The organism is Micromonospora sp. B006, assembly GCF_003408515.1.
In the GTDB taxonomy this organism is placed as follows: domain Bacteria; phylum Actinomycetota; class Actinomycetes; order Mycobacteriales; family Micromonosporaceae; genus Micromonospora; species Micromonospora echinospora_A.
This window is the reverse complement of sequence record NZ_CP030865.1, coordinates 2,470,871-2,494,935: the sequence shown is the minus strand read 5'-3', so window position 1 is coordinate 2,494,935 and position 24,065 is coordinate 2,470,871. Positions and strand designations below refer to the sequence as shown.

Here is a 24,065-nt window from a genome sequence, read left to right as displayed (position 1 = left end):
GCAGGGCGGACGACCGCGCACGACGCCGCCCCCGGCCGGTGACCGGGGGCGGCGCCGCGCGTACCCGTGCTCAGGCGGCGGTGGCGGCGAGCCGCTGCGTGGCGTCAGCGGCGGCCGGCTGGCCGGTGGCGTGCGTCCGGGCGGCCGGGGCGCCGGTCCCGGCGGGGCGCGACGCGATCGGGCCGGGCGCAGTGGCGGGGCGCGACGGCGTGCCGGGCCGCGGCGTCCGGGCCGTGATCAGCGCGGTCTGCGCGGCGTTCCACGCGGCGCACGGCCAGGCGGCCCCGGCGCAACTCGGGCTCGCGCAGACACGTTCGGCGTCGGGCTGGTGCGCGTCGGCCACCGCGGCGGCCAGGTCCCACAGCAGCGGATCGGTCACCTCCGCGGGGCGGTCGGCGACGCGGTCTGTGCTGGCTTCGGACATGATTCGGTCCCCCCCTGTCGTGAACGGCCCCCACCTGTTTCCGGAATCCGCGCCCGGCAAACCTGCGTCCGGCCCGGCGCGGACATAGGCTGACCGTCGTGGCGAGGTACTACGACCTGCATCCGGACAATCCCCAGCCCCGCGTGATCCGGCAGGTGGTGGACCTGCTGCGCGCCGACGGGGTGATCGCCTACCCGACCGACTCCTGCTACGCGCTCGGCTGCCGCATCGGCAACCGCGACGGGGTGGAGCGCATCCGCGAGATCCGGCGGCTCGACGACCGGCACCCGTTCACGCTGATGTGCGCCGACTTCGCCCAGCTCGGCCAGTTCGTCAAGCTCAGCAACGCGGTCTTCCGCCAGGTCAAGTCGGTCATCCCGGGCAGCTACACGTTCCTGCTGCCGGCCACCGCCGAGGTGCCCCGGCGGTTGCAGGACCCGCGGCGGCGGGTGGTCGGGGCGCGGGTGCCGAGGCACACGGTGACCCAGGCGCTGCTGGCCGAGCTGGGTGAGCCGCTGCTGTCCAGCACGCTGCTGCTGCCCGGCGAGGACGAGCCGATGACCCAGGGCTGGGAGATCAAGGAACGGCTCGACCACCTGATCGACGCCGTGGTCGACGCCGGTGACTGCGGGCTGGAGCCGACCACCGTGGTCGACCTGTCCGGCGAGGAGCCGGAGATCCTGCGTCGCGGCGCCGGAGACCCGGCCCGCTTCGAGTAGCGATCACCGATTCCGCCCCGTCCGGGCGCCGTCGTGGGGCACGGTAGGGACCCGGGGGACGGTGACGGGGGTACGGCGTGGAAGCACTCCTGCTGATCACGGTGCTCGGCGCGACAGTGCTCGTCGGCACCACGATCGGCGGTCGCTACAGTGTCGCGCCGCCCGTCCTGCTGATCGCCATGGGCGCGCTGATCGGCCTGCTGCCGCCGTTCGACAACCTGATCCTCGAACCCGAGGTCGTGCTGGTGCTGTTCCTCCCGGCGATCCTCTACCGGGAGAGCCTGGTCACCAGCCTGCGCGAGATCCGGGCCAACCTGGTCGTGATCATCGGCCTCGCCGTCGTGCTGGTGATCGTCACGATGGCCGCTGTCGCGTTCACCGCGCAGGCGCTCGGCGTGGCGGCGGCCTCCGCCTGGGTGCTCGGCGCGGTCCTGGCGCCCACCGACGCCGCCGCCGTGGCCGGCCTCGCCAAACGGATGCCGCGCGGCATCCTCACCACGCTGCGCGCGGAGAGCCTGGTCAACGACGGTACGGCGCTCGTGCTCTTCGCCGTGGCGGCGGGCGTGGTCGCGGGCGGGACGGTGCCCGGGCCGCTGTTGCTCACCGGCGAGTTCGTCGGCAAATCGGCCGGCGGGGTGGCCGCGGGCCTGCTCGTCGGCGCGGTAGTGGTGCTGATCCGCAAGCACGTGGACGACCCGATGCGCGAGGGCGGGCTGAGCATCCTCACCCCGTTCGTCGCGTTCCTGCTCGCCGACGCGGTGCACGCCAGCGGCGTGCTGGCGGTCGTCGTGTCCGGGCTGGTGCTGTCCTACGCCGCGCCCCGGGTGATCCGGGCCCGCTCCCGGGTCACCGCGTTCGCGTTCTGGGACCTGTCCACCTTCATGGTCAACGGCGGCCTCTTCGTGCTGCTCGGCACGCAGGTGCCCCGCTCGCTGCGCGGCATCACCAGCCACTCGCCGACCGCCTCGCTCGGCATCGCGGTGCTCGTCGCGGCGGTCGTGGTGGCCATTCGGCTGGTCTGGGTGCACCTGTCGGTGTCGGTGCTGCAACGGGTGGACCACCGCGAGTCGAGCCGGGCGCGGCACTTCGACTTCCGGATGCGTACCGCTGTGGGCTGGGCCGGGTTCCGCGGCGCCGTCTCGCTCGCCGCGGCGCTCGCCGTGCCGGTCACCATGCACGACGGCACCCCGGTGCGCGAACGCGACCTGATCATCTTCGTCACCGTCGTGGTGATCGTGCTGATCATGCTGGTGCAGGGCACGACGCTGCCGGCCGTCGTGGGCTGGGCCGGCCTGAACGGCGACCGGGAACGGGACGAGGAGGTGCGCTGGGCCCGGATCCGGGCCACCGAGGCCGCCCTGGAGGCGCTGCCGCGGGCCGCCAGCGACGTGGGCGCCACCCAGGACACCGTGGACCGGCTGCGCGCCGACTACGAGGACCACCTGGCCGACGTTCGTGACCCGGGCGGCGAGGACGCGGAGGGGGAGCGGGAGATGGCCCGCCGGCTGCGGCTGCGGGTGCTGGACCACAAGCGGCAGGAGATCACCCGGCTGCGCAACACCAGGCAGATCGACGACGCGGTGCTGCGGCAGCTCCAGGCGGCCATCGACATCGAGGAGATCCGGCTGCTCGGGCCGGAGATGGAGGAGTGAGCCGGCCGGCCGCCACCCGGACGGGGTGGCGGCCGGGGTGGCTCAGCGTGCGTCGACAGCGACGACCGTGTACGGGGTGGTCGGCGTCGGCGGGGTGGTGAACCGGCCGTTCGGCAGGTAGAGCCGGCCAAGCGCGGCGGCCACGGTGGTCGGCACGTCGAAGCCCGGGTCGGTGATGACGCCGCGCGCGACGCCGGCCGTGCCGGAGCGGTTCAGGTCGACCACGGCGACCTGGTTGAGGAAATTCTGCACCACGTACAGCGTGCGGCCGAGCAGCAGCAGGCCGTCGCCGTTGAGGAAGGTGGCGCCCGGCACGTCGACGGCGGTGGTGACGCCGGTGGCCAGGTCCACCCGGAACAGGGTACCGGTGTTCGACTGCACGACGATCAGCGCGCGCCCGTCCGGTGTGGGCGCGATGCCGTTGAGGTTGACGCCGGTGCCGGTCTGCTGGAAGTCGCCGGTCAGCGGCAACGTGGTGAACCCGCCGGCGGGCGGCAGCGTGCCGCCGCGCCCCAGCGGCAGGCGGTAGAGCACCGGCCGGTTCGAGTCGGTGAACCAGGCGGCGTCGCGGGTGAGCGTCACGTCGTTGACGAACGTCGGCGCCTCGGCGAACCGGTAGCTCGCGAGCACGGCGCCGGTGCGGGTGTCGATGACCCGGGCGTCCCCGGCGGTGCCGCCGGCGACGAAGAGCCGGCCTCGCGCGTCGACCTTCAGGCCGAGCGACGGGGTGCCGGTGGCGGGGCTGACCTGCTTGCCCGCCCCGGTGATCAGGTCGGCGCGGTAGATCTCGCCGGTGGCCCGCGACCCGAACCAGGCGTACCGGCCGGCGGTGGCGACGCCCTCCGGCTGGAAGCCGTCGGGCAGCGCGATGACGCTCGGGCGGCGGTCGTGGGCGGCGGCGGGCGCCGGGGCGGCGGTGGTCACGAGGGTGGCGGTCAGGGCGACGCCGAGGGCGGTCCTGATGCGTCGGTTCACTGTGGTCCTTCCGGCGATGGCGGTGGGACAGGACCCACCCCACTGTACGGTCGCGGGCCGGCGCCCGCCGGGGACGCGACCCGGCACGGTGCTCCCGTGCCGGGTCGCGCCGACGGTCAGCCCGCCGCGCAGGTCGGCGTGCCGGAGGGCGCGGTACCCGTGCCCTGGAATCCGAACTCGGTGGTGCCACCGGCACCGACCTGGCGGTTGTAGTCCACGTTGCGGAAGGTCACCGCACCGCTGGTGCCGCTGGCCTGGGCGCTCCAGGTGTTCGTGACCGCCGAGCCCGACGGCACGGTGAGCGACACGGCCCATCCGTTGAGCCCGCTGGAGCCCGCGGTGATCCGCACGTTGGTGACGAAGCCGCCCGGCCACTGGTTGGTGGTGATCGTGGCGGTGCAGGCGCCGGTCGGCGGGGGAGTCGTCGGCGGCTCGCTGGTCGGCGGCGTGCTGGTCGGCGGAGTCGACGTGGGCGGGGTGCTGGTCGGCGGCGCGGTCGTCGGCGGCGGGGTGCCGCCCTCGTTGAGCGCGTTCAGCACGGCGGTGTACGCCTGCTTCTTGTTGCCGCTGCCGTCGAACAGCAGCGGGGTGCCGCTGGCCCGCCAGGAGTCGGTGTCGCGGATGCCCCACACGGTGATGCCGTTGCACCGCGCCACGGCCAGGCAGTCCCGGGTCACGTTGCCGTACGAGGTGGCCTGGCTGCTGCCGGAGCCCTCGATGTCCAGCTCGGTGATCTGCACGTCGACGCCGAGCGCGGCGAAGTTCTGCAGCGTGGTGCGGTAGTTGCTCGGGTACGGCGAGCCGCTGTTGAAGTGCGACTGGAAACCGACGCAGTCGATCGGCACGCCCCGGGACTTGAAGTCCCGCACCATGTTGTAGACGCCCTGGGTCTTGGCCCACGACCAGTTGTCGGTGTTGTAGTCGTTGTAGCAGAGCTTGGCGCCGGGGTCGGCGGCGCGGGCGGCCCGGAACGCGGCCTCGATCCAGTCGTTGCCGGTCTGCTGGAGGTTCGAGTTGCGGCGGGCGCCGCTGTTGCCGTCGTCGAACGCCTCGTTCACCACGTCCCAGGAGTGGATCTTGCCCCGGTAGTGGGTGGCGACCTGGGTGACGTGGTTGATCATCGCCTCGCGCAGCGCGCTGCCGGACAGGCTTCCCGTCCACCCGGGCTGCTGCTGGTGCCAGAGCAGCGCGTGGCCGCGTACCCGCATGCCGTTGGCCTGAGCGTGCGCGACGAGCCGGTCGCCGGCGCTGAAGTTGAACTGGTTCCGGGACGGCTCGGTGGCGTCCCACTTCATCTCGTTCTCGGCGGTGACCATGTTGAACTCGCGGTTCAGGATGCCGACGTACGTGCTGTCGGACAGCTTGTTCACCGCCACCGCCGTGCCGAAGTAGCGGCCCTGCTCCGCCGCCGACGCGCCGAGCGTCGTGCCGGCGCTGGCGCTGGTCGCCACCGCTATCGTGGCGGCGACCACCGCGGCCCCCGCCACCATCGCGACCACAGCGGTCCGCGGGCGTGACCGGGCTGCCGCGCTCCCGCTGCCGCGGGCGAGCAACTTGTCCATCTGAACGCCTCTCCTAGCCTGTCAAAGGGATCGGATCGCTCCGGCCACCGCCCGCCACGATGTCGGCTCCGCGCGGCCGCCCGGTGGCCGCGTCAGGTCAGGGAGTGACTCCCCGGCACATCGTGAGTGGATCGAAGCGAATCTCTGCCCGGAGCCTACCGGAAGCGTTCCGAAAACTTAATCACCTCGATGCGCCGACCTGCCGGCCCCCGGTGCCGGGGTGGAGAGGTGAAACCCCGGGCGGGGGCGGTGTGCGGGCATGGCTGCGCCGCCCGGCGCGGCTCCGGAAGTTTCGGGGCGAGCCGCCCGGCGACGGTGACTGCCGCTTGAGTGGATCGCGTCCCCGGGCCGATGCTTGGCTAATCGACCGTAGACGATGGAAGGGGTCCTCCGGATGCGCCGGCCCTCGCTCGTCGCACTTGCCCTCGCCGCCCTGCTGGCCGGCACCCCGGCGGTCGCCCGCGCCGGCGTCGCCGCGCCGGCCGGACCCGCCGTGCTCGCCGGGATCCGCACACCCGGCACCGCCTGGGGACACGACCCGGCCACCGGCCGGCTCACCGTCACCGCCGACGACACGGTACGCGGCAGCGAGCTGTCCGCGCTGCGCCGCACGGCCGACCGGGCCGGCGCGGTCCTGCGCCACGAACCCGGGCGGCTGCGCACGCTCATCGCCGGCGGCCAGGCGATCTACGGCGGCAGCGGGCGCTGCTCACTGGGCGCGAACGTGCGCAGCGGCGCCACCTGGTACTTCGTCACCGCCGGGCACTGCACCCGCCTCGCCGCCACCTGGTACGCCGACAGCGCCCACGCCACGGTGCTGGGCAGCCGGACCGGAAGCAGCTTCCCCGGCAACGACTACGGCGTGGTCCGCTACACCGGGACCGTCGCCCACCCGAGCGCGATCCACACCTACCCGGGGCAGGTCACCGTCACCGCCGCCGGCAGCGCGTACGTCGGGCAGGCGGTCTGCCGCAGCGGCGCCACCACTGGCGTGCGGTGCGGCTCGGTCACCGGGCTGAACGCGACTGTCAACTACGCCGAGGGCAGCGTCACCGGGCTCATCCGCACGAACATCTGCGCCGAGCCGGGCGACAGCGGCGGCCCGCTCTACGTGGCCGCGACCGGCACCGTCATCGGCGTCCTCTCCGGCGGCAGCGGCAACTGCACCAGCGGCGGCACCAGCTACTACCAGCCGATCCTGGAGATCCTCGCCGCGTACGGCCTGACGATCCCCTGACCGGCCCGCGTGGGCGGGCCGGATCGCGCGTTCCCGGGCCGCGCCGCCCGGTCAGGCGTCGCCGGGTACGGCCATCTCGCCCAGCCGCGACCAGTCCTGCTGCGGCACCGTCACGTTGACGATCCGGGGCGTCTCGGCCAGGTGCGGCGGCAACGTGCGCTGGGCGGCCCGGAAGTGCTCCGACTGCACGTGCGCAGCGCCCGCCTCGTCGTCGCGGAACGCCTCGACCAGCACGTACTCGGTCGGGTCGTCCAGGCTGCGCGACCAGTCGAACCACAGGCAGCCGGGCTCGGCCCGGGTCGCGGCGGTGAAGTCGGCGGCGATCCGCGGCCAGTTGTCGGCGTCTTCCGGGCGGACCCGGAACTTGGCGGTAATGAAGATCATGGGATCAGGCTACCCAGGGCCGGCGGTGACCCGCGCCCGATCAGCTCTTGGCCGCCGGGCCGAGCAGTTCGGCCGCCCGCCGGTCGGCGAACGCGGTGACCGCCTGCTGCCCGGCACCGAACACGATGGCCAGGCCCAGCAGCGCGGCGGTGCTGCTCACACTGGTCTCCACCAGGCCGCCGATGACCAGCATGATGCCGACCACCGCCACCAGCGGGCCGATCGCGAGCTTCAGCAGCCCCTGCTGGAACGGCAGCTTGTAGGGCAGCCCGCCGGACCGGGAGGTGATCATCGAGGGCAGCGCGCTGAGGAACGCACCGAGCGCCCCGGCGATCAGCACGAAGAACAGCAGCCGCCAGGCGGGCACGCCACCGGCGTCGGTCGGCGCCTCCAGCAGCCGCAGGTCGTGGGTGCGCCACTGCACCAGCACCACGAGGACCTCCGCCAGCAGCGCGAACACCGACAGCCCGAGCATCCGGTTGCGCAGCCGCCGCGCCGACTCGTGGAACTCGTCGGACGCGGAGTGGTAGCGCAGCAGCAGCGCCTGCACCCGGGCGCGCAGCAACTCCACGGGCACGCCGCCGGTCGCGGAGTCGAGGTCGGTGAGCACCCTGTCGTCGGCCGGCAGCACCTGCGCCGCCGCGCTGCGGTACGCGGGCAGCAGCCCGGTCAGCTCGTCCGAACTGCGCAGCGCCACCATGGCCCGCTCCACCGAGTGGATCGTCTGCCACGCGTACTCCAGGTTGCCGCCGCGCAGCCACTCGACCACGCCGCTGCGCCCGAGCACCGCCTCCACCCCGGACAGTTGCGCGCGCAGCCCCGCGACCAGCTCGGGGTCGCGGGCGGACAGCGCGGCGAGCTGCTGGTACAGGTCGTCGAGCTTGGTGCGGACGCGGACCTGCCACACCGCGCTGGGAACGGACGCGGTGGACCGCTCCCCCCGGCCCTCCGGCGTGTTCCGGGGCTCGGGTATGGCCTCCGGCTGGGTCTCCTGCTCGATCATCGCGCCCCACCTCTTTCCCCCACGCCACGCGAACCTGCTATAAGTATTCGCAGGTCAGGGTCATAATGGCTAGAGCACACCGGACAGTTGACCCGGCTCGCGACGGCGCGGGATCCGGCCCGACGGACGAGGCCGGAGCGCTCGGGCGATCGGTAACCTGAGCCGGTGACCGTCTACGCCCTCGCGCAGCTCACCATCCACGACCGGGCTCGCTACGACAGGTACGCCGCCGCCTTCCCGCCGGTGCTGGCCCGCTACGGCGGGCGGCTGCTCGCCGCCGACACCAGCCCGCGCGTGGTCGAGGGGGAGTGGCCGCACCAGAAGGCGGTTCTGCTGTCGTTCGACAGCCGGGAGGACTTCGAGCGCTGGTCCACCTCGCCGGAGTACCGGGAGATCTCCCGGGACCGGGAGGCGGCCACCGAAGGCGTGGTCCTGCTGCTCGACGGGATCGGTCACGCTTGGCCGGCCTGACCGGTCAGAGACGGTGGCGCACCCACACGTTGGGTTCCACGTACGCGGCGTGGTCGTGGTCGACGTCGACGAGCACCGGCGTCAGCGCGCCCGGCACGCGTACCGGCCCGGAGGTGTCGAACGGCAGCCCGGTCCAGCGCCGCCAGTCGGCGAGGGTGCCGGTCACCGTCATCGACCGGGGCGCGACCCGCTCGATGACCCCGCCGGCCCGTACGTGCACCCGCAGCCACGGGTCGGCCGGCAGCCCGTCCGGGCGGCGCCGGGCCGCGTACTCGGTCATCGGCACGTCCGGGGCGGCGGCCTTGCCGTTCGGGCGCACCGGCGCCACCAGCGTGTCGAACCCGGCGCGGGCCACCGCGGCGCGCATGGCGTCGAGCATCAGCCCGGACACGCCGCCGCCGCGCCGGTCCGGGCGCACGCAGATCTCCAGCGCGGACACCAGGTTGGGGGTGGACCCGGTGAGGCGGCCGAGCGTGGCCCGCTGGATCACCCGGTCCCAGCCGCCGTCGGGCAGCTCGTCCTCGGTCCAGCGCAGCGGCGCCGCGTACCCCCGGGCGACGGCCCGGCCCGGCTCGGCCGGGTCGACGGCGGCGAAGACGAACTCCGGGTAGAGGTCGTGCGCGACGCCGTAGTAGAGCGCGCCCATCGGGTCCCAGAGCATGAACGGCGGCCAGGCGCCGTCGAAGTCGGCGTCGAGCAGCGGCGCCAGGTCGGGCCGCTGCGCCAGGGTCACGATCTCCAGAGTCACGCCGGGCAGGCTAGAGCCGCGCGGCCCGGACCGCACGCCGATTTGTCGGCGCCGCTGGTTAGGCTGCCGCCATGGCAGATCCGTTCCGGGTACGCGTCACCGTGCGCGGCTACGAACTCGACACGCAGGGGCACCTCAACCAGGCGGTCTACCTCCAGTACGCCGAGCACGCCCGCTGGGAGTGCCTGCGGGCGTCCGGCGTCGGCCAGGACCGGCTGCTCGCCGGCGGTGTCGGGCCGGTGGCGCTGGAGGTGACGGTGCGCTACCTGCGGGAGCTGCGCGGCGGTGACGAGGTCGACGTGACCTGCGAGTTCCACTGGGGCGAGGGCAAGACGTTCCGGATCAGCCAGGAGTTCACCCGCGCGGACGGCACCCCGGTCGCCTCGGTCAGCGGCGTCGGCGGCCTGCTCGACCTGGCCGAGCGGCGGCTGGTTCCCGACCCGCGTGAGCGGTTCCGGGCGCTGGCCACGGACCCGGCGCCGATGAGCCTGTAGCCGGCCCTGGCCCGGCGCGACGTCGAGCCCGGGCGCCTAGCGACAACTGTACGTCCTATGTCATTCCGGTGGTGCCGCGACGATGCTCGGCGATCAGCGGCTCCACCCGGCGCTCCCACTCCTCGACCGGATACCGCGCTGGATCGTAGGGCGCCAGCGCCGGTGGCCGGATACCGAGCTCGCGCAGCAGCGCCGCCGCCTGGTCCAGTTCGAACCGCCAAACGTACGGCTCGCCGTCCGCCCACGCCGACACGTACGCGGCGCGGGCGTGCGTGACGGCCGGCCCGGTCTCGCCGAGCAGGTGCATGATGGTGGCGAGCGTCAGGTGGGGGGCGTCCCGGTGCCGAGACAACCGGGTCGCCACGTCACGCGCGGCGGCGCGCCGGTCGGAATGGGCCCGCAGGTTCGCCAGAGCGAGAAGGGCCTCCGCTGCAAAGTCCGGCACATTGACCTCGTTGGCCATACGGACCGCCTCCTCGAGCGGGGCGACGGCATCCGCCGGGTCGCCCCTCGACAGCAACCACTCGCCGCGTAGCCGGCGCAGGTCGCGCAACACCGGTCGGGATCGGCGTTCCGCGGCGATCTGCTCGGCCGCCGCCAACTCACGGGCGCGCAGCAACCCCTGCGGATACCGGACGTATCGCAGATAGGCGAGCTCCGCCATGGCGGGCTGTACGACCTCCTCGCTGACGTCCCGGTCCATCGTCTCGATCAGCGCCCATAGCCGCTCGGCCTCCGGCCAGCGTCCCAGTCGGCCCAGAAAGGACAGGAGGTTAACGCGCGCTTGGAGGGCGGTGCCCGGGTCAGTCGGAGGAAGGACGACCAACTCGTTCGCGAGGCCGTGAGCACGGTGGGCGAGGGCCGGACGATTCAGCTGGGACTGGGCGACGCCGTAGTTCGTGACGTCGATCTGCAGGGCGCGCAGGGCCTGAGAGTCCAGGTCCAGCGCGATGCGGAACCGGACGAGAGCGGCTGCCTGCGCGTGCATGCCCAGGCGGAAGAGGGCTCTAGCCGTCACGCTCAGCAGGTATGGCACGTCGTCCGGCGTGACCGCCGGGGTCAGGGACCAGTCCGACCGGAAGATGGGACGGATCAGAGCGACGACCTCGTGAAGCGCCTCCAGTCGCAGCGTCATCGCTACCGCCAGCCCTGAACGCATCATCTCGTTGGCGTCCGCGAGACGACCGAGCTCGATCATCGTTCGCACCACGGTGATGGCGTCGCTGAGATGGTCGAGGGTGGTGGCGTTCTCGTACGGGTCGCCAGGTGCCTGGCGGGAGAAGTGGTCGATGATCCGGTCGCCGACGCTCACCAGGTCCGCGCCACGGAGGGTGGACCGAGCCGTTGCCCGTACCACCGGGTGCAGATCCCATCGTCCCGCCCGCCGGTCGTACTGGACCAGCCCGCGCCGCTCGAGGTCACCTACTGTTGCCCGCAGGGCCGAGGCACCGCCGGCGGTGGCCGGGTGTGGCCGGAGGGCATCCAGCGCCTCCAGGGTTGCATAGTCGATCGACGTGACCAGGAGACTGAGAGTCCAGAGCAGTTGTCGGCTCTCGACGTCCAGCGCGTTCAGCGCGTCCCGCAGGATGTGGTACCGCTTCTGGACGAGGTCGAGGTTCCCGACGTCCAGCCGGCCCCCGTGCTCCGGCGCGGCGGCCCACCTGTCGAAGTTGCCCCGGTCGGGCAAATAGTCGTTGATCAACCCGGCCACCACGCCGATCACCAATGGGTGGCAGTCGCAGTGGCGCTGGAGGAAGTCCTGGATCCGGTACGCGTCGCCCCGGATGCCACACGAGCGCAGCAGCGCCTCGGCCTCCGGTGGGCGGAGACCGGGCAGGCGTTCCACCACCACCCCGGGAATCGGTTGACCGGCGGCGTTCACGAGAACGCGCGGGGTTAGCCGGGAAGTGACGAGGATCTTCGATGGCCCCGCTCCGGCGAGCTGACGCAGGAGTTCGTCATCCAGCGGACGGATCGCGTTGCGCGGGTCCCGGGTGGCGATCTCGTCGGTCCGGCCCGCCGTCTCGTCCGCCAACCGGCTGGCGTCGGAGCGGTGGTAGGCGACGAGCACGCGTTCCAGGCCGTCCAGGACCAGCAGCCACGGCTTGCGGCCAAGCTGGTGCAGGAGCAGTTCGGTCAACCGGGCCTGCGGCACGCCCTCGAAAGACTCCACCGGGCGACCGGTCATGTAGGCCAAGGCGCGGCGGCAGAAGTCGGCCATCATCGCGCCCTTGTCATAGAACGAATACCACATGCGACCGGCCCAGTCGGTGCGCGCGCCCGGAGCGTGGTTCGTGATCCACTCCCAGGTCAGCATGCTCTTGCCGGTGCCGCCGATCGCCTCGTAGAGCAGGACGGGGTTCGGCTGTGCGGGCATGGCCCAGTCGGCGAGACTGGCCAACTGGGCTTTGCGGCCGGTAAAGGCGTGCGACCCGATGTACCGGGGCTCGGCGTACAGGGCGGGCGGAGCCGGGACGCCCCGCTCGGTTTCCTCGGCCTCGACGAGGACGAGCGGCGTGCGGGGGCGGGGAATGTATTGCCTGTTGCGCAGCCAGGAGAGTTGCTGGGCCCATGCCGCATCGTTGTGGACGGGCTGGTTGTCGGGCGGCAGGAGCGCGGCGGCCGCTTGCCAGAGCTGGGTCGGGGTGAGATGGTCGTCCCCCTCCGGGACGCCCTCCATGGCGCGTAGCAGGGCCGCTGTGAATAGGGTCGTCTCCGCCGACGGCGGTGCGGAAGCGGTCGAGGACCCGTCGGCGGCTCCCAGCAGGTACCAGCCCGCCGAATCACCGGCGCGCAGGGCGACGCCGGGCAGGTGGGCTGCGGCTCGACCGGAGTAGCAGCAGTCCAGGATCACCATGCGCTTGTCGGCCCGGCTGCCGCCCGCTGCCTGAACCAGGTCGGAGACGGAAACACCGGTGGCGCGCGGGTTGGTGCGATCGGAGTCCCGAACCGCCAGGCAGAGTTCAGCGCCCACCGGCTCGGCGTGCCCGACGAAATAGATAAGGAGAATGCCCTGGCGGTCGACCAGCCGGCCAGCGTCCGCGACCACGCGCAGGACCGTTGCCCGATCCGGGTCAACGAGTTCCACCAATCGCATCGGGCGGGGCAGGCCCCAGACCTCGTCGCGGGCGAACTCGTCGGCCAGGCGGCGGACGTTCTCCCGGGCCGCCGGTACAGACGGGTAGTCAGACCGGGGATAGTCGGTCACGCCGACGAGGACCGCCACCGACTGCGCGGGGTCGACCCGACCGTGCGGCCACGTCACGGTCCGTCCGCCAGCGCGTCGCGGGCAATCCGCTCGGCCGCCTCCGCCGAGCCGGTGAAGTCGATTTCGACCTGTCTCGCCCTGTCCGCCAGATCGGTGCGGGTCAGCAGCAGGCGGGTCTCCTGACGACGCAGGCGACCGCGCGCGAAGTCCCACAGCGCGTTGACCACTAGGCCCAGGCTCACGTTCGACGCCACGAACTCGAGCACCTCGACGACGCCGAGCGCTCCCGCCGGCACGGTCGGCCGGCCTCGCTGGAGGCGTACGTCGTCCAGCCTCGGGTCCTGGCGCAGGTAGGTCTCCAACTCCGCCAGCTCGCCCTCGGTGTCGTCGAGCCACGCGACCTCAACTCGCAAGCCGTCCTCCACAGTGTCCGGTCTTCGATTGGATACCCAACTTGGCAGACGGGAATGCGATCCACAGTCGCGAATCGGTCAGAGGAGACGCGCAGTCGAGCCGGAGGCCCGGGCTCAGCCCTCGGCGCGCAGGTAGGCGAGCACCGCCAGCACCCGGCGGTTGGTGTCCTCGTCCGGCGGCAGACCGAGCTTGGCCAGGATGTTGCCCACGTGCTTGCCGATCGCCGCCTCGGTGACGTGCAGCCGGGAGGCGATCGCCGTGTTGGAGTGGCCCTCGGCGACCAGCCCCAGCACCTCCCGCTCACGCGGGGACAGCGCGGCGAGCGGGTCACGGGGGCGGCGCAGCAGGTGCCGCACCACGTCCGGGTCGACGGCGGTGCCGCCGGCCGCCACCCGGCGCAGCGTGCCGGCGAACTCCGCGACGTCGGCGACCCGGTCCTTGAGCAGGTAGCCGACCCGGTTGCCGTCGCCGCTGTCGAGCAGCGCTGCGGCGTACCCGCTCTGCACGTGCTGGCTCAGCACCACCACGGCGAGGTCCGGGCGTTCCGCGCGTAGCGTGACCGCGGCGCGCAGGCCGTCGTCGCGGTGCTGCGGCGGCATCCGGATGTCGGTCACCAGCAGGTCGGGCCGGTGCGCGCGGACCGCGTCGAGGAGCTCCGGGGCGGAGCCGACGGCGGCGTCCACCGCGAAGCCGAACCGGGTCAGTACACCGGCCAGGCCCTCCCGCAGCAGCACCTCGTCCTCGGCGAGGACGACCCGGATCACGGACGGCACGGCAGCTCCACCCGGACGAGGGTAGGCCCGCCGGGCGGGCTGGACAGCAGCACCCGCCCGTCCACCGCCGCCACCCGGTCCGCGAGCCCGGTCAGGCCGGTGCCGCGCGCCGGGTCGGCGCCGCCCCGGCCGTCGTCGCGCACCTCCACCACCAGCCGCCGGTCGTCGCGGGTCAGCCGCACCTCGGCCCGGCCGGCCCCGGCGTGCCGGGCGACGTTGCCGAGCGTCTCGGAGACCACGTACCAGGCGGTGGTCTCGATCAGGTCGGGCACCGGGCGGGTCAGGTCCGCGCGCACGGTGACCGGTACGACCGACCGCGCGGCCAGCTCGCCGACCGCCCCGGCCAGGCCGAGTTCGGTGAGCTGCTGCGGGCGGATGCCCTGGACGATTCCGCGCAACGTCACCATCAGCTCTTTGGCCTGCTCGTGCGCCACCGCGAGCGGCTTCGCCGCCGGGGAGTCGTCCGGCACGTCGAGGCGGGCCAGCCCGAGCTGAAGCGTCAGGGCGGTCAGGCGCGGCTGCGCGCCGTCGTGCATGTCCCGCTCGATGCGGCGCCGCTCCGCCTCGTAGGCGCCCACCAGGCGGGCGCGCGACCGGGTCACCTCGCGCAGGGCCGCGCCGCCGGGCGAGTCGTCGAGCAGCCGGCGGGCCACCGCCGCCTGGGCCGCGACCAGCAGCCCGGCCAGGTAGACCAGCGCCGGGACGGCCAGCAGACCGGCGAGCGCGTACGGGACCGCCTCGGCCGGGGAGTCGACTGTGGCCCAGACCAGCACGATCCGGTCCTCGCCGCCGGCCAGCCACGGACCGGCCACCAGCGCCACGTCCAGCAGCACGAGCAGGCCGAACATCCCGTACGCCAGCGGCAGCACCACCCCCAGCACGGCCAGGTACGCGCCCTCCCGCCACCCGGTGGCGGTGGTGAAACGGGCGGCGAGTCCCCGCCACCTCGGCGCGGTCACCGGACGGTCGTCGACCAGGCCGAGGCGCCACCGCTCGACCGCCGCCACCGGCGCGCCGGCCAGCGGGGCGAACGCCACCACCGCCAGCGCCACCACGGCCAGCACCGCCAGCACCCCGGCGTCGACCGGGCGGCCCCGCCGCAGCGCGCTGACGACCAGCAGCAGCGGCGCGGCGATCATCGCCGCCCCGAACGCCGCCGCGCCGGCCAGGGGCAGGGTCGTGACGGCGTACGCCAGCGCCCGCCACGGCCACGCGGAGAGTAGGTAGCGGCGGCGGCGCAGCGCAACGGCCAGCCCGTGATCAACTGTCATGGCCCGACGCTAGCCAGGCCGCGCCGCCCGGCCCAGCCGGCTGGACCCCGCTCTCCGGGTAGGTCTGGCCCTACCCCGAACCGGCCCGCCGCACCCCGTGCGCCGGGCCGCCCCGAGACGGTGCACTCGGCGGATGAGAAACCGCCTCGCGGGCGCATGCTGGCTGCTCGCCACCGCGTCGTTCCTGGCCGCCAACGTCATCGTCGGCCTGGCCTGGGAGCAGCCCCGATTCAGCTGGGCCGAGCACAACATCAGCGACCTCGGCAACGTGACCTGCGGCGTGTGGGACACCAGCCGCCCGCGCCCGGTCTGCTCGCCGTGGCACCCGGCCATGAACGCCGTCTTCGTCGGTGCCGGGCTGCTGCTCGCGCTCGGCGCGCTGCTCGCACACCGCGCGCTGCGCCCGGGTCGCGCCGCGGCCGTCGCCGTCGCGTCGATCGTGACCGCCGGGTGCGGGTACGTGCTGGCCGGCCTCTACCCGGCCGACGTGGACGAGAACCTTCACGTGCTCGGCGCGTTGCTGGTCTTCGCCCTCGGCAACGCCGCGATGCTCGCCGTCGCGCTCGCCGGCCGGTCGCCGCTGCTGCGCGGGCTGCGGACCGTCTGCGGGCTCCTGGGCCTGCTCGGGCTGGCCGGCACCGTGCTGTTCCTGTCCCGGGTGGACGCCGGCATCGGCGTGGGCGGCATGGAACGCGTCGCCGTGTTCCCGCTGTTCGCCTGGGTGACGGCGGCCGGGTTCCGGCTGCTGTGGTCACGTCGGTCCCGGCCCCTATCCTGACCGGATGGAGCTGGCGTTCAGCGGCGAGGTGTGGTTCTGGCGCGGCCCGGCGCCGTACCACTTCGTCACGGTGCCCGACGAGCAGAGCGCGGCGATCGAGGCCGCCTCGGCGTCGGTCACGTACGGCTGGGGCATGATCCCGGTGACGGTGAGAATCGGCGGCACCGACTGGCGGACGTCGTTGTGGCCGAAGGACGGGCGGTACGTGGTGCCGCTGCGGGTCGCGGCGCGCCGGGCCGAGGGCATCGAGCTGGGTGACCGGGTCGACGTGCGGCTGACGGTGGACGTGTGACCGGGCCGGAGTTGGCCGAGGCGGGCCGGCTGCTCGCCGCCGCGCGGCGGCCGGTGGTCTTCACCGGCGCCGGCATGTCCGCCGAGAGCGGCGTGCCGACGTTCCGGGACGCCCAGACCGGGCTCTGGCAGCGGTACGACCCGCAGGAGCTGGCGACCCCGGCGGCGTTCCGGGCCGACCCGGCGCTGGTCTGGGGCTGGTACGAGGCACGCCGGCGCGGGGTGCGCCGGGCCCGCCCGAATCCGGGGCACCGGGCGGTCGCGGCGATCGCGGCCCGGCTGCCGGAGACGGTGGTGATCACGCAGAACGTCGACGACCTGCACGAGCGCGGCGGCGTCCCCGCCCCGGTACGCCTGCACGGCAGCCTGTTCGCGCCCCGCTGCTCGGCCTGCGCCCGCCCCGCGCCGCTGCCGTCCGATCTGCCGCCGTCCGCCGATCCGCCGGAGCCGCACGACGAACTGGAGCCGCATGGCGCGCCGGAAGCGCACGATGGGCCGCTGGACCCGCCGGCGTGCGGCGGATGCGGCGCGCCGGTGCGGCCCGGGGTGGTGTGGTTCGGCGAGGCGCTGCCGTCGGCCGCACTCGACGCGGCGGTCGAGGCGGCCTCCGGCTGTGACCTGCTGCTGACAGTGGGCACCTCGGCGCTCGTGCACCCGGCCGCCGAGATCCCGCTCGTGGCGGCCCGTCTCGGCGCGCCCGTGGTGCAGGTGAACCCGGTACCGACGCCGCTGGACGCGATCTGCGCGGTGAACCTGCGCGGCCCGGCCGGCGAGATGCTGCCCGCGCTGGTCCGCGCAGCCTGGCCGGACGCCGACGTCGGCTGAGCTGCCGGCCGCCGCCTGGCCCGACAGCCCGGCCGCGCCGCCTCGTCGTGCCGCCCGGCGGGCACCGGTCCGGCGGACCGAGCCGGGCGTGATCGCGGGAATCACCCGATTCAACCGTCCGGGGCCGCCTACCGTCGGCGCAGGAGGTGGACCGGCGGAGGGCGGCGGACGTGGGACGCGAACGGGTGCGAGGGCGGTCGCGCGCGCCCGTGCCGGGGCCGGACGAGCGCCGGGTCACCCCCTTCGAGATCTTCTTCGACCTGGTCTTCGTCTTCGCGCTCACCCGGATCATGGCCCTGATCGAGCCGCACCCGACCCTGACCGGGATGGCCCAGGGCCTGCTCCTGCTGGTGTTGCTCTGGGTGGCGTGGCTGTCGTACGCCTGGTTGGGCAACCACACGCCCGCCGACGTCGGCGTGGTGCGCGGCGGGTTCCTGGTCGCGATGGCCGCGTTGTTCCTTGCCGCGCTCGCCATGCCGCAGGCGTGGACGCCGGGTCCGGGGCTGGACGGGCCGCTGATCGTCGTGCTGGCCTACGTGGTGCTGCGCGTGGTGCACCTGACGCTGTTCCACCGGGCCGCGGCGGGGGACCCGGAACTGCGCGCCCGGATCCGGTTCTTCGCGTTCGTCAGCGCCGTCGGCTGGGTGCCGCTGCTGCTCGGCGCGCTGCTGGACGGTGCCGCGCACGCGGCGCTGTGGGTGCTGGGCTTCGCCGTCGAGGTGGCCGGTCAACGGCTGTCGTACGCCCGCCGGGGCGCCTGGCCGCTGCGTAGCCCGACGCACTTCGCCGAGCGGTACGGCCTGGTGCTGATCATCTCGCTGGGGGAGTCGGTGGTGGCCGCGGGGGTGGGCGCGGCCTCGGCGGTCACCGAGCCACCGGTCCTCGCCGTGGCACTCGTCGCTTTCGTGGTGACCGTCTGCCTCTGGTGGCTCTACTTCCATCGCACGTCCCCGGCGGCGGCCCGGGCGCTCGCTGCCGCACCGGCGGCGCGGCGGGACCGGATGGCCGCGGACGCCTACAGCCAGACCCATCTGCTGCTCGTCGCCGGTGTCATCTACCTGGCGCTCGGCGTCGAACAGGTACTGGAGCACGTCGCCGACCCGGAGGCCGGGCCCCGGCTGAACCGCTCGGCGGCGGTGGCGCTGTTCGGCGGCGCGGCCGTCTACCTGGCCGGACGGCTGCTGTTCCGGCGGCTGACCGGTCAGCCGGTGGGAGCGGCCCGGCTGGCCGTCGCCGGTGCGGCGTTGCCGCTGGTCGCGTTCGGGACGGTGCTGCCGCCACCGCTGGCGCTGGCGGCGCTGGCCGGGCTGCTGCTGGTCGCGATCGCCGTCGATCGGCGCGGTGAGCCGGCCGCCGCCGGACGGTCGACGGTAACCGACGCGCATCCATCGGTCTGAGGCCGGATCACCGGGCGTGGCGGGTGAGCATCAGGCGTCGCGCGGTGCCCGCTTCGGGAACACGGTGTACGCGAGCGGCCAGAACACCAGCCAGCCCGCCATCACCACGCTGAGCCGGCCGGTCCACGCCCACAGCTCGGCGGTGCGCTCGCCGTCGCCGACCAGGGCGATGCCGGCGAGCAGCACCGCGCAGGCGACCGCCCAGCCGATCATGCCCTTGCCCCACTCGCGCCACTCGTGCCGGGCCCGCGCCATCCCGTACTTCGGGGCCCGGCGCGGGGGAGGGCCGCCGGCGAACCGGTGCGCGAACCGCTCGTCGGCCCAGCGCACCATGCTGTGCCCGAACGCCACCGAGAACCCGAGGTACGCGGCGGCGAGGCCGTGGGCGAACGTGGCGGTGGCGCCCCGGCGCAGGTCGATCATCGTGGCGGCCAGCAGGACGAGGTCGACGACCGGCACGGCGATCAGCAGCGCGGCGCCGAGGCGGGGTCGCCGCAGCGGGTACCGGGCGATCAGTCCGGCGAGCAGCACCACCCAGAACGCCACCTCGCACCCGACGATCACTGCCACGAGCATGCGGCCCCCTTTTCTAGTACGCTGTGCGATAACCGTAACAGCGGCCGTCAAGCAGGTCCGGAGGGGCCCGTGCCCAAGATCGTCGATCACGACGTGCGTCGTGCCGAGCTGGCGCGGGCGATGTGGCGGGTCGTCTACCGCGACGGCGTCGGCGCCGCCACCGTACGCAGCATCGCGGCCGAGGCGGGCTGGTCACCGAGCGCGCTGCGGCACTACTTCGCGACCCAGACCGAGCTGCTGGTGTTCGCCATGGAGCACGTGCAGGCCGAGGCGGCCGAGCGGATCGCCGCCGACGACCGGACCGGCCCTCCGCGCGAGGTCGCCCAGCGGGTGCTGGAACACCTGCTGCCGCTGGACCGCCAGCGCGTCCGCGAGGCCGAGGTGTGGCTGCTGCTCGCCGCGCGCGCCCAGACCGACCCGGCCGCGCGATCCCGGATGACCGAGGCGGACGACGGCATCCGCCGCGCCGTCGACTTCGCCGTCTGCCTCCTCACCGGGGAACCGGTGCCCGACCCCGACGCCGCCGCGCGGCTGCACGCCCTGCTCGACGGGCTCGCGCTGCACGCGCTGACGCACCCCGAGCGGATGCCGCCCGGGCGTGCCCGCGAGCTGCTCGGCGCGTACCTCGACACGTTCGCCGCGCCCTGAGCGGTCACTGCCCGGGCGGCCGGCCCATCGCCGCGCCCAGCTCGGCGCGGCTGGCGATGCCCAGCTTGCGGTAGACCCGGGCCAAATTCGCCTCGACCGTCTTCGGGCTGATGTAGAGCGCGTCGGCGATGAGCCGGTTCGTCTGCCCCCGGGCGGCGAGCCGGGCCACCCGCTCCTCCGTCGCGGTGAGCGTCGTCGGGGCCGGGGTGCGGGCGCCGATGCGGCCCAGCTCCGCCCGCGCCCGGTCGGCGAAGGCGGACGCGCCGAGAGCGTCGAACTCGGCCACCGCCGCGTCGAGCGCCGCCCGCGCCTCCCGCCGGCGACGCACCCGCCGGTACGCCCGGCCGGCGTCGAGCAGGCAGCGGGCCCGGTCCAGCGGCAGCACCGCCTCCGGCACGGCGGCCCGGGCCTGCGCCAGCGCGTCCAGCGCCTCGCCCGGGTCCGCTCCCGTCGCGCCGGCCAGCACCACCCGGCTGCGGGCCAGCCCGAGCGTCGTCCACGGTCGCGGCAGCCGCCCGTGCCGGCGGGCCAGCCGGTCCAGCGCCGCGTGCGCGGTCTCCAGGTCACCGGCGCCCACGCACGCCTCGATCCAGTCCGGCTCGAACCGCTGCCCCAGCGGCTCGGCGATGCCCGAACCGTCCAGGTCTGCCGCGAGCGAGCCGTACGCCGCCGCTGCGGTGGCCCACTCCCCGGAGGCCAGCGCCACCAGCCCGGTGAGCTGGTGGTGCAGTCGCCGGCCCCAGGCGTCGCCGAGGTCGTCGTCTCGGCGCAGTCCGGCGGCTGCGGCGCCTGCCTGCGCCAGCCGCCCCCGGTGCGCGTCGAGCACACCGGCCAGCCAGCTCTCGCCCACCAGCCCGGTGCCCAACTGCTCACCGAGGTCGCGGGCGGCGGCGATGTGCGTACCGGCCTCGGCGAAGCGCCCCGCCAGCAGTTCCGTCTCGCCGAGGTGGGTGAGCACCTCGTGCCGCAGCGGGTCGTCGCCGCGCGCCACCGCCAGGTCCAGCATCAGGTGCAGCCGGGCCCGCGCCCGGTCGTGGTCGTCGACCGCCTTCCACCAGATCGCCGGCACCGAACCGGCCAGGAAGGACGGCTCACCGGCCTCCAACGCCAACGCCCGGTCCAGCAGGTCGGTCGGCGCCGGGCCGCCGGCGCGTACCTCGTGGAAGAACAGCAGCAGCAGCGCGGCGGTGAGCAGCGGGCGGTGCTCGTCCCGGTCGGACAGGCGGGCGATCGCCGCCCGCGCGTGCGCCCGGGCGGCCTCGGGCTGGTCGTGGAACATGGTCAGGTGGGTGTGGATGCGCCCGGCCAGTTCCCCGTCCGGCCCGGCGGCGGCGAGCGCCTGCTCGGCCACGCGGACGGCGGTGACCAGGTCGTCGGCGCACCACGCGACGAGCGCGCGCAACAGCAGCGCCTCGCCCCGCTCGGCGCCGGTCAGTTCCCCGGCCGCCGCCTCGGCGGCCCGCCCGGCCGCCGCGTAGTCGCCGCTGTCGATGCGACACTGCACCGCGTCGAGTCGACGCCGGTTGCGGTCGGCGGTCGCCGACGGCGGGGTCAGCTCGGCCGCCCGCGCGTACCAGTCGGCGGCGAGCGCGGACGCGCCGCGCATTCGTTGCCGGGCAGCCGCGACGGCCAGGTCGGCGGCCACGGCGTCGTCCGGCGCCACGGTGCACCGGGACAGGTGCCGGGCCCGCTCGTCCGGGTCGGCGACCGCGCCGGCGAGCAGCGCGTGCAGACGCCGCCGGGCTCCCGGCGGGATGCTCTCGCGCACCGCCGCCGCGTACCGGGGGTGCGCGAAGTCGATCCGGCTCGGCGTGACCACCACCAGCCCGGCGTCCTCGGCCGCGTCCAGCGCCCCGGCCGGCGCGCCCGCCGCCGCCAGGTCCCGGAGGGTCGGCACGGTCAGCAGCGCGGCCAGCCGCACCGCGTCGCGGCTCGGGCCGGGCAGCGCCCGCAGCGTCTCCGCGAGCAGCAGACGTAGCGACGACGGTACGGGCAGATCCTCGTCGTGCGCGGGCGGGCGGGGCAGCCGCAGCACCGCCCGGGCCAGTTCGATGGCGAGCAGCGGGTTGCCGTCGGCGTCGCGGGCCAGCCGGTCGGTGAGCGGACGGCTGAGCGTGCCGCCGAGCCGGGCCGCGAGGACCCGGTGCAGGTCAGCCGGGGGGAGCGGGGGCACGTCGGCGCGCAGCAGCGGATGCCGTCCGGTCGGGTCGTCGTCCAGCCCCAGCGGCACCGGCGGGCTGTCCCCGGTGCGGTGGGTGGCCAGGACGGCCGGCCACCGGGACAGCCGGCGCAGCGCGAACCGCAGCGCCCGGGCGCTCGGCGGGTCCAGCCACTGCGGATCGTCCACGGCGAGCAGCACCCGGGGCGCACCGGTGACCGCCGCGTCGAGCAGCGTGCGGGTGGCCGCGCCCACCGCCCGGTCGTCCACCGCGCCGTCGTGCTCGCCGGTCAACAGCACCATGTCAGCAGCGGCCCGCTGGGGCGCGGGCAGCCCTGGCAGCACGTCGGCGAGCGGGCGCAGCACGTCGGCGAGCGCCGCGTACGGCAGCGCGGTCTCGGCCTCGGTGGGCGCGGCGGACAGCACCCGCCAGCCGGTCCGCCCGGCGTGGGCGACCACCGCCCGCCACAACGCGGTCTTGCCGATGCCGCTGGGACCGTCGAGCAGCACCGGAGTGCCCGCCGCCAGGGCGCGCCACACCCGCTCGACGACCGCGTCGCGGCCGACCAGTGCGGCGTCCATGGCCGGATCGTGGCACAGCGGCGCCCGCGAACCCAGCGTCGGCGCGGCCTAGCGCGGAACCTGTCCGCATATCGAGACGGGCGGGATGACCTCCTCGTCGTGGTAGACGTCGGCGCGCCAACTCGGTCCGGCGGTCGCCGCGATCGGCGGGATCCGGGGCGCCCGGGACGGGCTGAGCAGGCTGAGGAACTTGTTGATCACCTGGACGACGGGTTCCAGGATGCGGTAGCCGATCCCGAACCTCGCCCGTACGCCGAGACCGACGCCGCGGCACAGCGCGTACGGGGCGCCGAGCGCGGACCCGATCGTGGCCCCGTACGAGGTGACCAGCTCGAACCAGATGCCGGCGGTGAACAGGAACGCGCTGATGCCCATGGTGAACCGCACGCCGTGCCGGACGACCAGCCCCATCACGCCGACCGGCACGCCGGTGAGCGAGTCGAGCAGGCTCACCCGGCGCGCGAAGCCCTCCGTCACGCGCGAGCCCACCTGGCCGTTCGCGTAGCCGAACCCGAGCTTGCCGGCCAGCGCGTACTCGCCGGCGCCGCGGAACGTGCCCAGGCGGGCGCCGAACGCGGTGGCCACCTCCAGCGTCTGGCTCACCGTGAACGACAGCGGCAGGCCGGCGACCAGCCCGATCGGGAACGCGATGTCGACAGGGATCGGGAACGTCCTGCGGTGGTTCTGCCCGCCGTCGACGCCGGCGGTGAAGTCCACCTTGATGCCGAAGCCGCCGCCGATCTCCAGTTCGGCCCGGGTCACCCGGCCGGCGCCGATGGCCAGGTGGAACGACGCGGCCGGACGGCCGACGGTCAGGGTGACGGTGCCGGCGAGCCGGACGCCGCCGTCGTCGTACGTGAAGTGCGTGCCGACGCCACCGGCGCAGCAGAACGTCTGTACCCGGTAGCCGTGGGCGCTCGCGGCCGCCTGCCCGCCCGGGGCCGGTGGCGGCTGCGCGGGCGCGACGGCGAGCGGGCGGGCCCGGCCGAGCGTGCCACCGGCCGCCGCGGCGTCCCGGGTCCACGACGGCTCGCCGGCCACGTAGACGGTCGGCCGGTCGAGGGTGACGTCGTCCCCGCCGAACGTGCCGTCGCGGATCACCTCGGTGAGCGTGACCGGGCCGATCGTGACGACCAGGTCGCCGCCTTCCTCGGCCAGGTCGAGCACCCCGCCCACGCCGCGTCCGGTGAGGAACATGACCCGGCCGGGCGCGAGCCGGTCGGCGTCGCGCGCGCCGGGATCGAGCCGCCAGGTCAGCCCGTCCGGGCTCACCGACCGCACGGTGCGGCTGCCGCCGCCGACCAGCACCACGTCCGGCTGCAGCGTGACGTCCTTCCCCGGCGCCGGGGCCTGCCCGTAGCGGGGCTGCTCCCCGTCGCCCGCGTCGGCCGGGCCGGGCGTGGGCCCGGCGCAGCCGGTCACCGCCAGCAGCGCCGCCACGCCGGCCGCGAGCAGCCGACGGCCGCGCACCGGCC

General features: G+C 74.6%; 23 protein-coding genes. 10 read left to right on the top strand and 13 right to left on the bottom strand.

What is annotated here, in order from left to right; genetic code table 11:
• Window positions 1-70 precede the first annotated feature (70 nt).
• Window positions 71-424 carry a hypothetical protein gene (locus MicB006_RS11960; RefSeq protein ID WP_116506000.1) on the bottom strand — a complete coding sequence of 118 codons (354 nt, stop codon included), beginning with the start codon at window positions 422-424 and terminating at the stop codon, window positions 71-73.
• Window positions 425-522: 98 nt separating this feature from the next.
• Here MicB006_RS11960 and MicB006_RS11955 point away from each other — a divergent pair, with 98 nt between their 5' ends.
• Both MicB006_RS11955 and MicB006_RS11950 read left to right on the top strand, forming a co-directional pair.
• The gene (locus MicB006_RS11955) at window positions 523-1,143 is read left to right on the top strand and encodes an L-threonylcarbamoyladenylate synthase (protein WP_116505999.1); all 621 of its coding nucleotides are present in this window, start codon (window positions 523-525) and stop codon (window positions 1,141-1,143) included.
• A 77-nt stretch (window positions 1,144-1,220) separates the two neighbouring features.
• Window positions 1,221-2,795: a Na+/H+ antiporter gene (locus MicB006_RS11950; RefSeq protein ID WP_192900233.1), complete on the top strand. Its 1,575-nt coding sequence runs from the start codon at window positions 1,221-1,223 to the stop codon at window positions 2,793-2,795.
• Window positions 2,796-2,837: 42 nt separating this feature from the next.
• Here MicB006_RS11950 and MicB006_RS11945 read toward each other — a convergent pair whose 3' ends face one another.
• Together MicB006_RS11945 and MicB006_RS11940 are read right to left on the bottom strand one after the other, a co-directional pair.
• Complete coding sequence (locus MicB006_RS11945; protein ID WP_116505997.1) at window positions 2,838-3,770, bottom strand: superoxide dismutase; 933 nt, start codon at window positions 3,768-3,770, stop codon at window positions 2,838-2,840.
• A 116-nt stretch (window positions 3,771-3,886) separates the two neighbouring features.
• A complete protein-coding gene (locus MicB006_RS11940; RefSeq protein ID WP_116505995.1) occupies window positions 3,887-5,332 on the bottom strand; it encodes an endo-1,4-beta-xylanase in 1,446 nt (481 codons plus the stop codon).
• A gap of 394 nt (window positions 5,333-5,726) precedes the next feature.
• Here MicB006_RS11940 and MicB006_RS11935 point away from each other — a divergent pair, with 394 nt between their 5' ends.
• Window positions 5,727-6,569, top strand: a complete 843-nt coding sequence (locus MicB006_RS11935) for a S1 family peptidase (RefSeq protein ID WP_116505993.1) — start codon at window positions 5,727-5,729, stop codon at window positions 6,567-6,569.
• A 51-nt stretch (window positions 6,570-6,620) separates the two neighbouring features.
• On the opposite strand, the gene MicB006_RS11930 is transcribed toward MicB006_RS11935, so the two are convergent.
• Window positions 6,621-6,953 carry a putative quinol monooxygenase gene (locus MicB006_RS11930; protein WP_116505992.1) on the bottom strand — a complete coding sequence of 111 codons (333 nt, stop codon included), beginning with the start codon at window positions 6,951-6,953 and terminating at the stop codon, window positions 6,621-6,623.
• Window positions 6,954-6,993: 40 nt separating this feature from the next.
• Window positions 6,994-7,956, bottom strand: a complete 963-nt coding sequence (locus MicB006_RS11925) for a hypothetical protein (RefSeq protein WP_116505990.1) — start codon at window positions 7,954-7,956, stop codon at window positions 6,994-6,996.
• A gap of 165 nt (window positions 7,957-8,121) precedes the next feature.
• Here MicB006_RS11925 and MicB006_RS11920 point away from each other — a divergent pair, with 165 nt between their 5' ends.
• Window positions 8,122-8,427, top strand: coding sequence for a DUF1330 domain-containing protein (locus tag MicB006_RS11920; protein ID WP_030500037.1), 306 nt, complete (start codon window positions 8,122-8,124; stop codon window positions 8,425-8,427).
• Window positions 8,428-8,431: 4 nt separating this feature from the next.
• Here MicB006_RS11920 and MicB006_RS11915 read toward each other — a convergent pair whose 3' ends face one another.
• Window positions 8,432-9,175, bottom strand: coding sequence for an N-acetyltransferase (locus tag MicB006_RS11915; RefSeq protein WP_225980708.1), 744 nt, complete (start codon window positions 9,173-9,175; stop codon window positions 8,432-8,434).
• 71 nt (window positions 9,176-9,246) lie between these two features.
• Between MicB006_RS11915 and MicB006_RS11910 the strand changes: the two genes are divergently transcribed.
• Complete coding sequence (locus MicB006_RS11910) at window positions 9,247-9,669, top strand: thioesterase family protein (protein WP_116505986.1); 423 nt, start codon at window positions 9,247-9,249, stop codon at window positions 9,667-9,669.
• Window positions 9,670-9,724: 55 nt separating this feature from the next.
• Here the strand turns inward: MicB006_RS11910 and MicB006_RS11905 are convergent, their stop codons facing one another.
• From MicB006_RS11905 to MicB006_RS11890, 4 genes are all read right to left on the bottom strand, one after another.
• Window positions 9,725-12,934 carry a hypothetical protein gene (locus MicB006_RS11905; protein ID WP_116505984.1) on the bottom strand — a complete coding sequence of 1,070 codons (3,210 nt, stop codon included), beginning with the start codon at window positions 12,932-12,934 and terminating at the stop codon, window positions 9,725-9,727.
• Window positions 12,931-13,290, bottom strand: a complete 360-nt coding sequence (locus MicB006_RS11900; protein ID WP_152037836.1) for a hypothetical protein — start codon at window positions 13,288-13,290, stop codon at window positions 12,931-12,933. The genes MicB006_RS11905 and MicB006_RS11900 overlap by 4 nt, the downstream gene beginning before the upstream one ends.
• 114 nt (window positions 13,291-13,404) lie before the next feature.
• On the bottom strand, window positions 13,405-14,064 hold the full coding sequence (locus tag MicB006_RS11895) for a response regulator transcription factor (RefSeq protein ID WP_116505981.1): 660 nt from the start codon (window positions 14,062-14,064) through the stop codon (window positions 13,405-13,407).
• Window positions 14,052-15,335, bottom strand: a complete 1,284-nt coding sequence (locus MicB006_RS11890) for a histidine kinase (protein ID WP_116505979.1) — start codon at window positions 15,333-15,335, stop codon at window positions 14,052-14,054. Before MicB006_RS11890 ends, MicB006_RS11895 begins: the two co-directional genes overlap by 13 nt.
• Window positions 15,336-15,468: 133 nt before the next feature.
• Between MicB006_RS11890 and MicB006_RS11885 the strand changes: the two genes are divergently transcribed.
• The 4 genes from MicB006_RS11885 to MicB006_RS11870 all read left to right on the top strand — a co-directional run bounded on the left by MicB006_RS11885 (window position 15,469) and on the right by MicB006_RS11870 (window position 18,626).
• On the top strand, window positions 15,469-16,113 hold the full coding sequence (locus MicB006_RS11885) for a DUF998 domain-containing protein (RefSeq protein ID WP_116505977.1): 645 nt from the start codon (window positions 15,469-15,471) through the stop codon (window positions 16,111-16,113).
• Between the two features lie 4 nt (window positions 16,114-16,117).
• Window positions 16,118-16,405 (top strand): DUF1905 domain-containing protein, encoded by a 288-nt coding sequence (locus MicB006_RS11880; protein ID WP_069088624.1) that lies wholly within the window; start codon window positions 16,118-16,120, stop codon window positions 16,403-16,405.
• On the top strand, window positions 16,402-17,229 hold the full coding sequence (locus tag MicB006_RS11875; RefSeq protein ID WP_116505975.1) for an NAD-dependent protein deacylase: 828 nt from the start codon (window positions 16,402-16,404) through the stop codon (window positions 17,227-17,229). The genes MicB006_RS11880 and MicB006_RS11875 overlap by 4 nt, the downstream gene beginning before the upstream one ends.
• 170 nt (window positions 17,230-17,399) lie before the next feature.
• The gene (locus tag MicB006_RS11870; RefSeq protein WP_116505973.1) at window positions 17,400-18,626 is read left to right on the top strand and encodes a low temperature requirement protein A; all 1,227 of its coding nucleotides are present in this window, start codon (window positions 17,400-17,402) and stop codon (window positions 18,624-18,626) included.
• 30 nt (window positions 18,627-18,656) lie between these two features.
• Here the strand turns inward: MicB006_RS11870 and MicB006_RS11865 are convergent, their stop codons facing one another.
• Complete coding sequence (locus MicB006_RS11865) at window positions 18,657-19,202, bottom strand: hypothetical protein (RefSeq protein ID WP_116505971.1); 546 nt, start codon at window positions 19,200-19,202, stop codon at window positions 18,657-18,659.
• Window positions 19,203-19,271: 69 nt separating this feature from the next.
• On the opposite strand from MicB006_RS11865, the gene MicB006_RS11860 reads away from it, so the two are divergent.
• Window positions 19,272-19,850: a TetR/AcrR family transcriptional regulator gene (locus tag MicB006_RS11860; RefSeq protein ID WP_116505969.1), complete on the top strand. Its 579-nt coding sequence runs from the start codon at window positions 19,272-19,274 to the stop codon at window positions 19,848-19,850.
• A 4-nt stretch (window positions 19,851-19,854) separates the two neighbouring features.
• On the opposite strand, the gene MicB006_RS11855 is transcribed toward MicB006_RS11860, so the two are convergent.
• Window positions 19,855-22,590, bottom strand: a complete 2,736-nt coding sequence (locus MicB006_RS11855) for an AAA family ATPase (RefSeq protein ID WP_116505967.1) — start codon at window positions 22,588-22,590, stop codon at window positions 19,855-19,857.
• A gap of 48 nt (window positions 22,591-22,638) precedes the next feature.
• Window positions 22,639-24,060, bottom strand: coding sequence for a hypothetical protein (locus MicB006_RS11850; protein ID WP_116505965.1), 1,422 nt, complete (start codon window positions 24,058-24,060; stop codon window positions 22,639-22,641).
• Window positions 24,061-24,065: the final 5 nt, after the last annotated feature.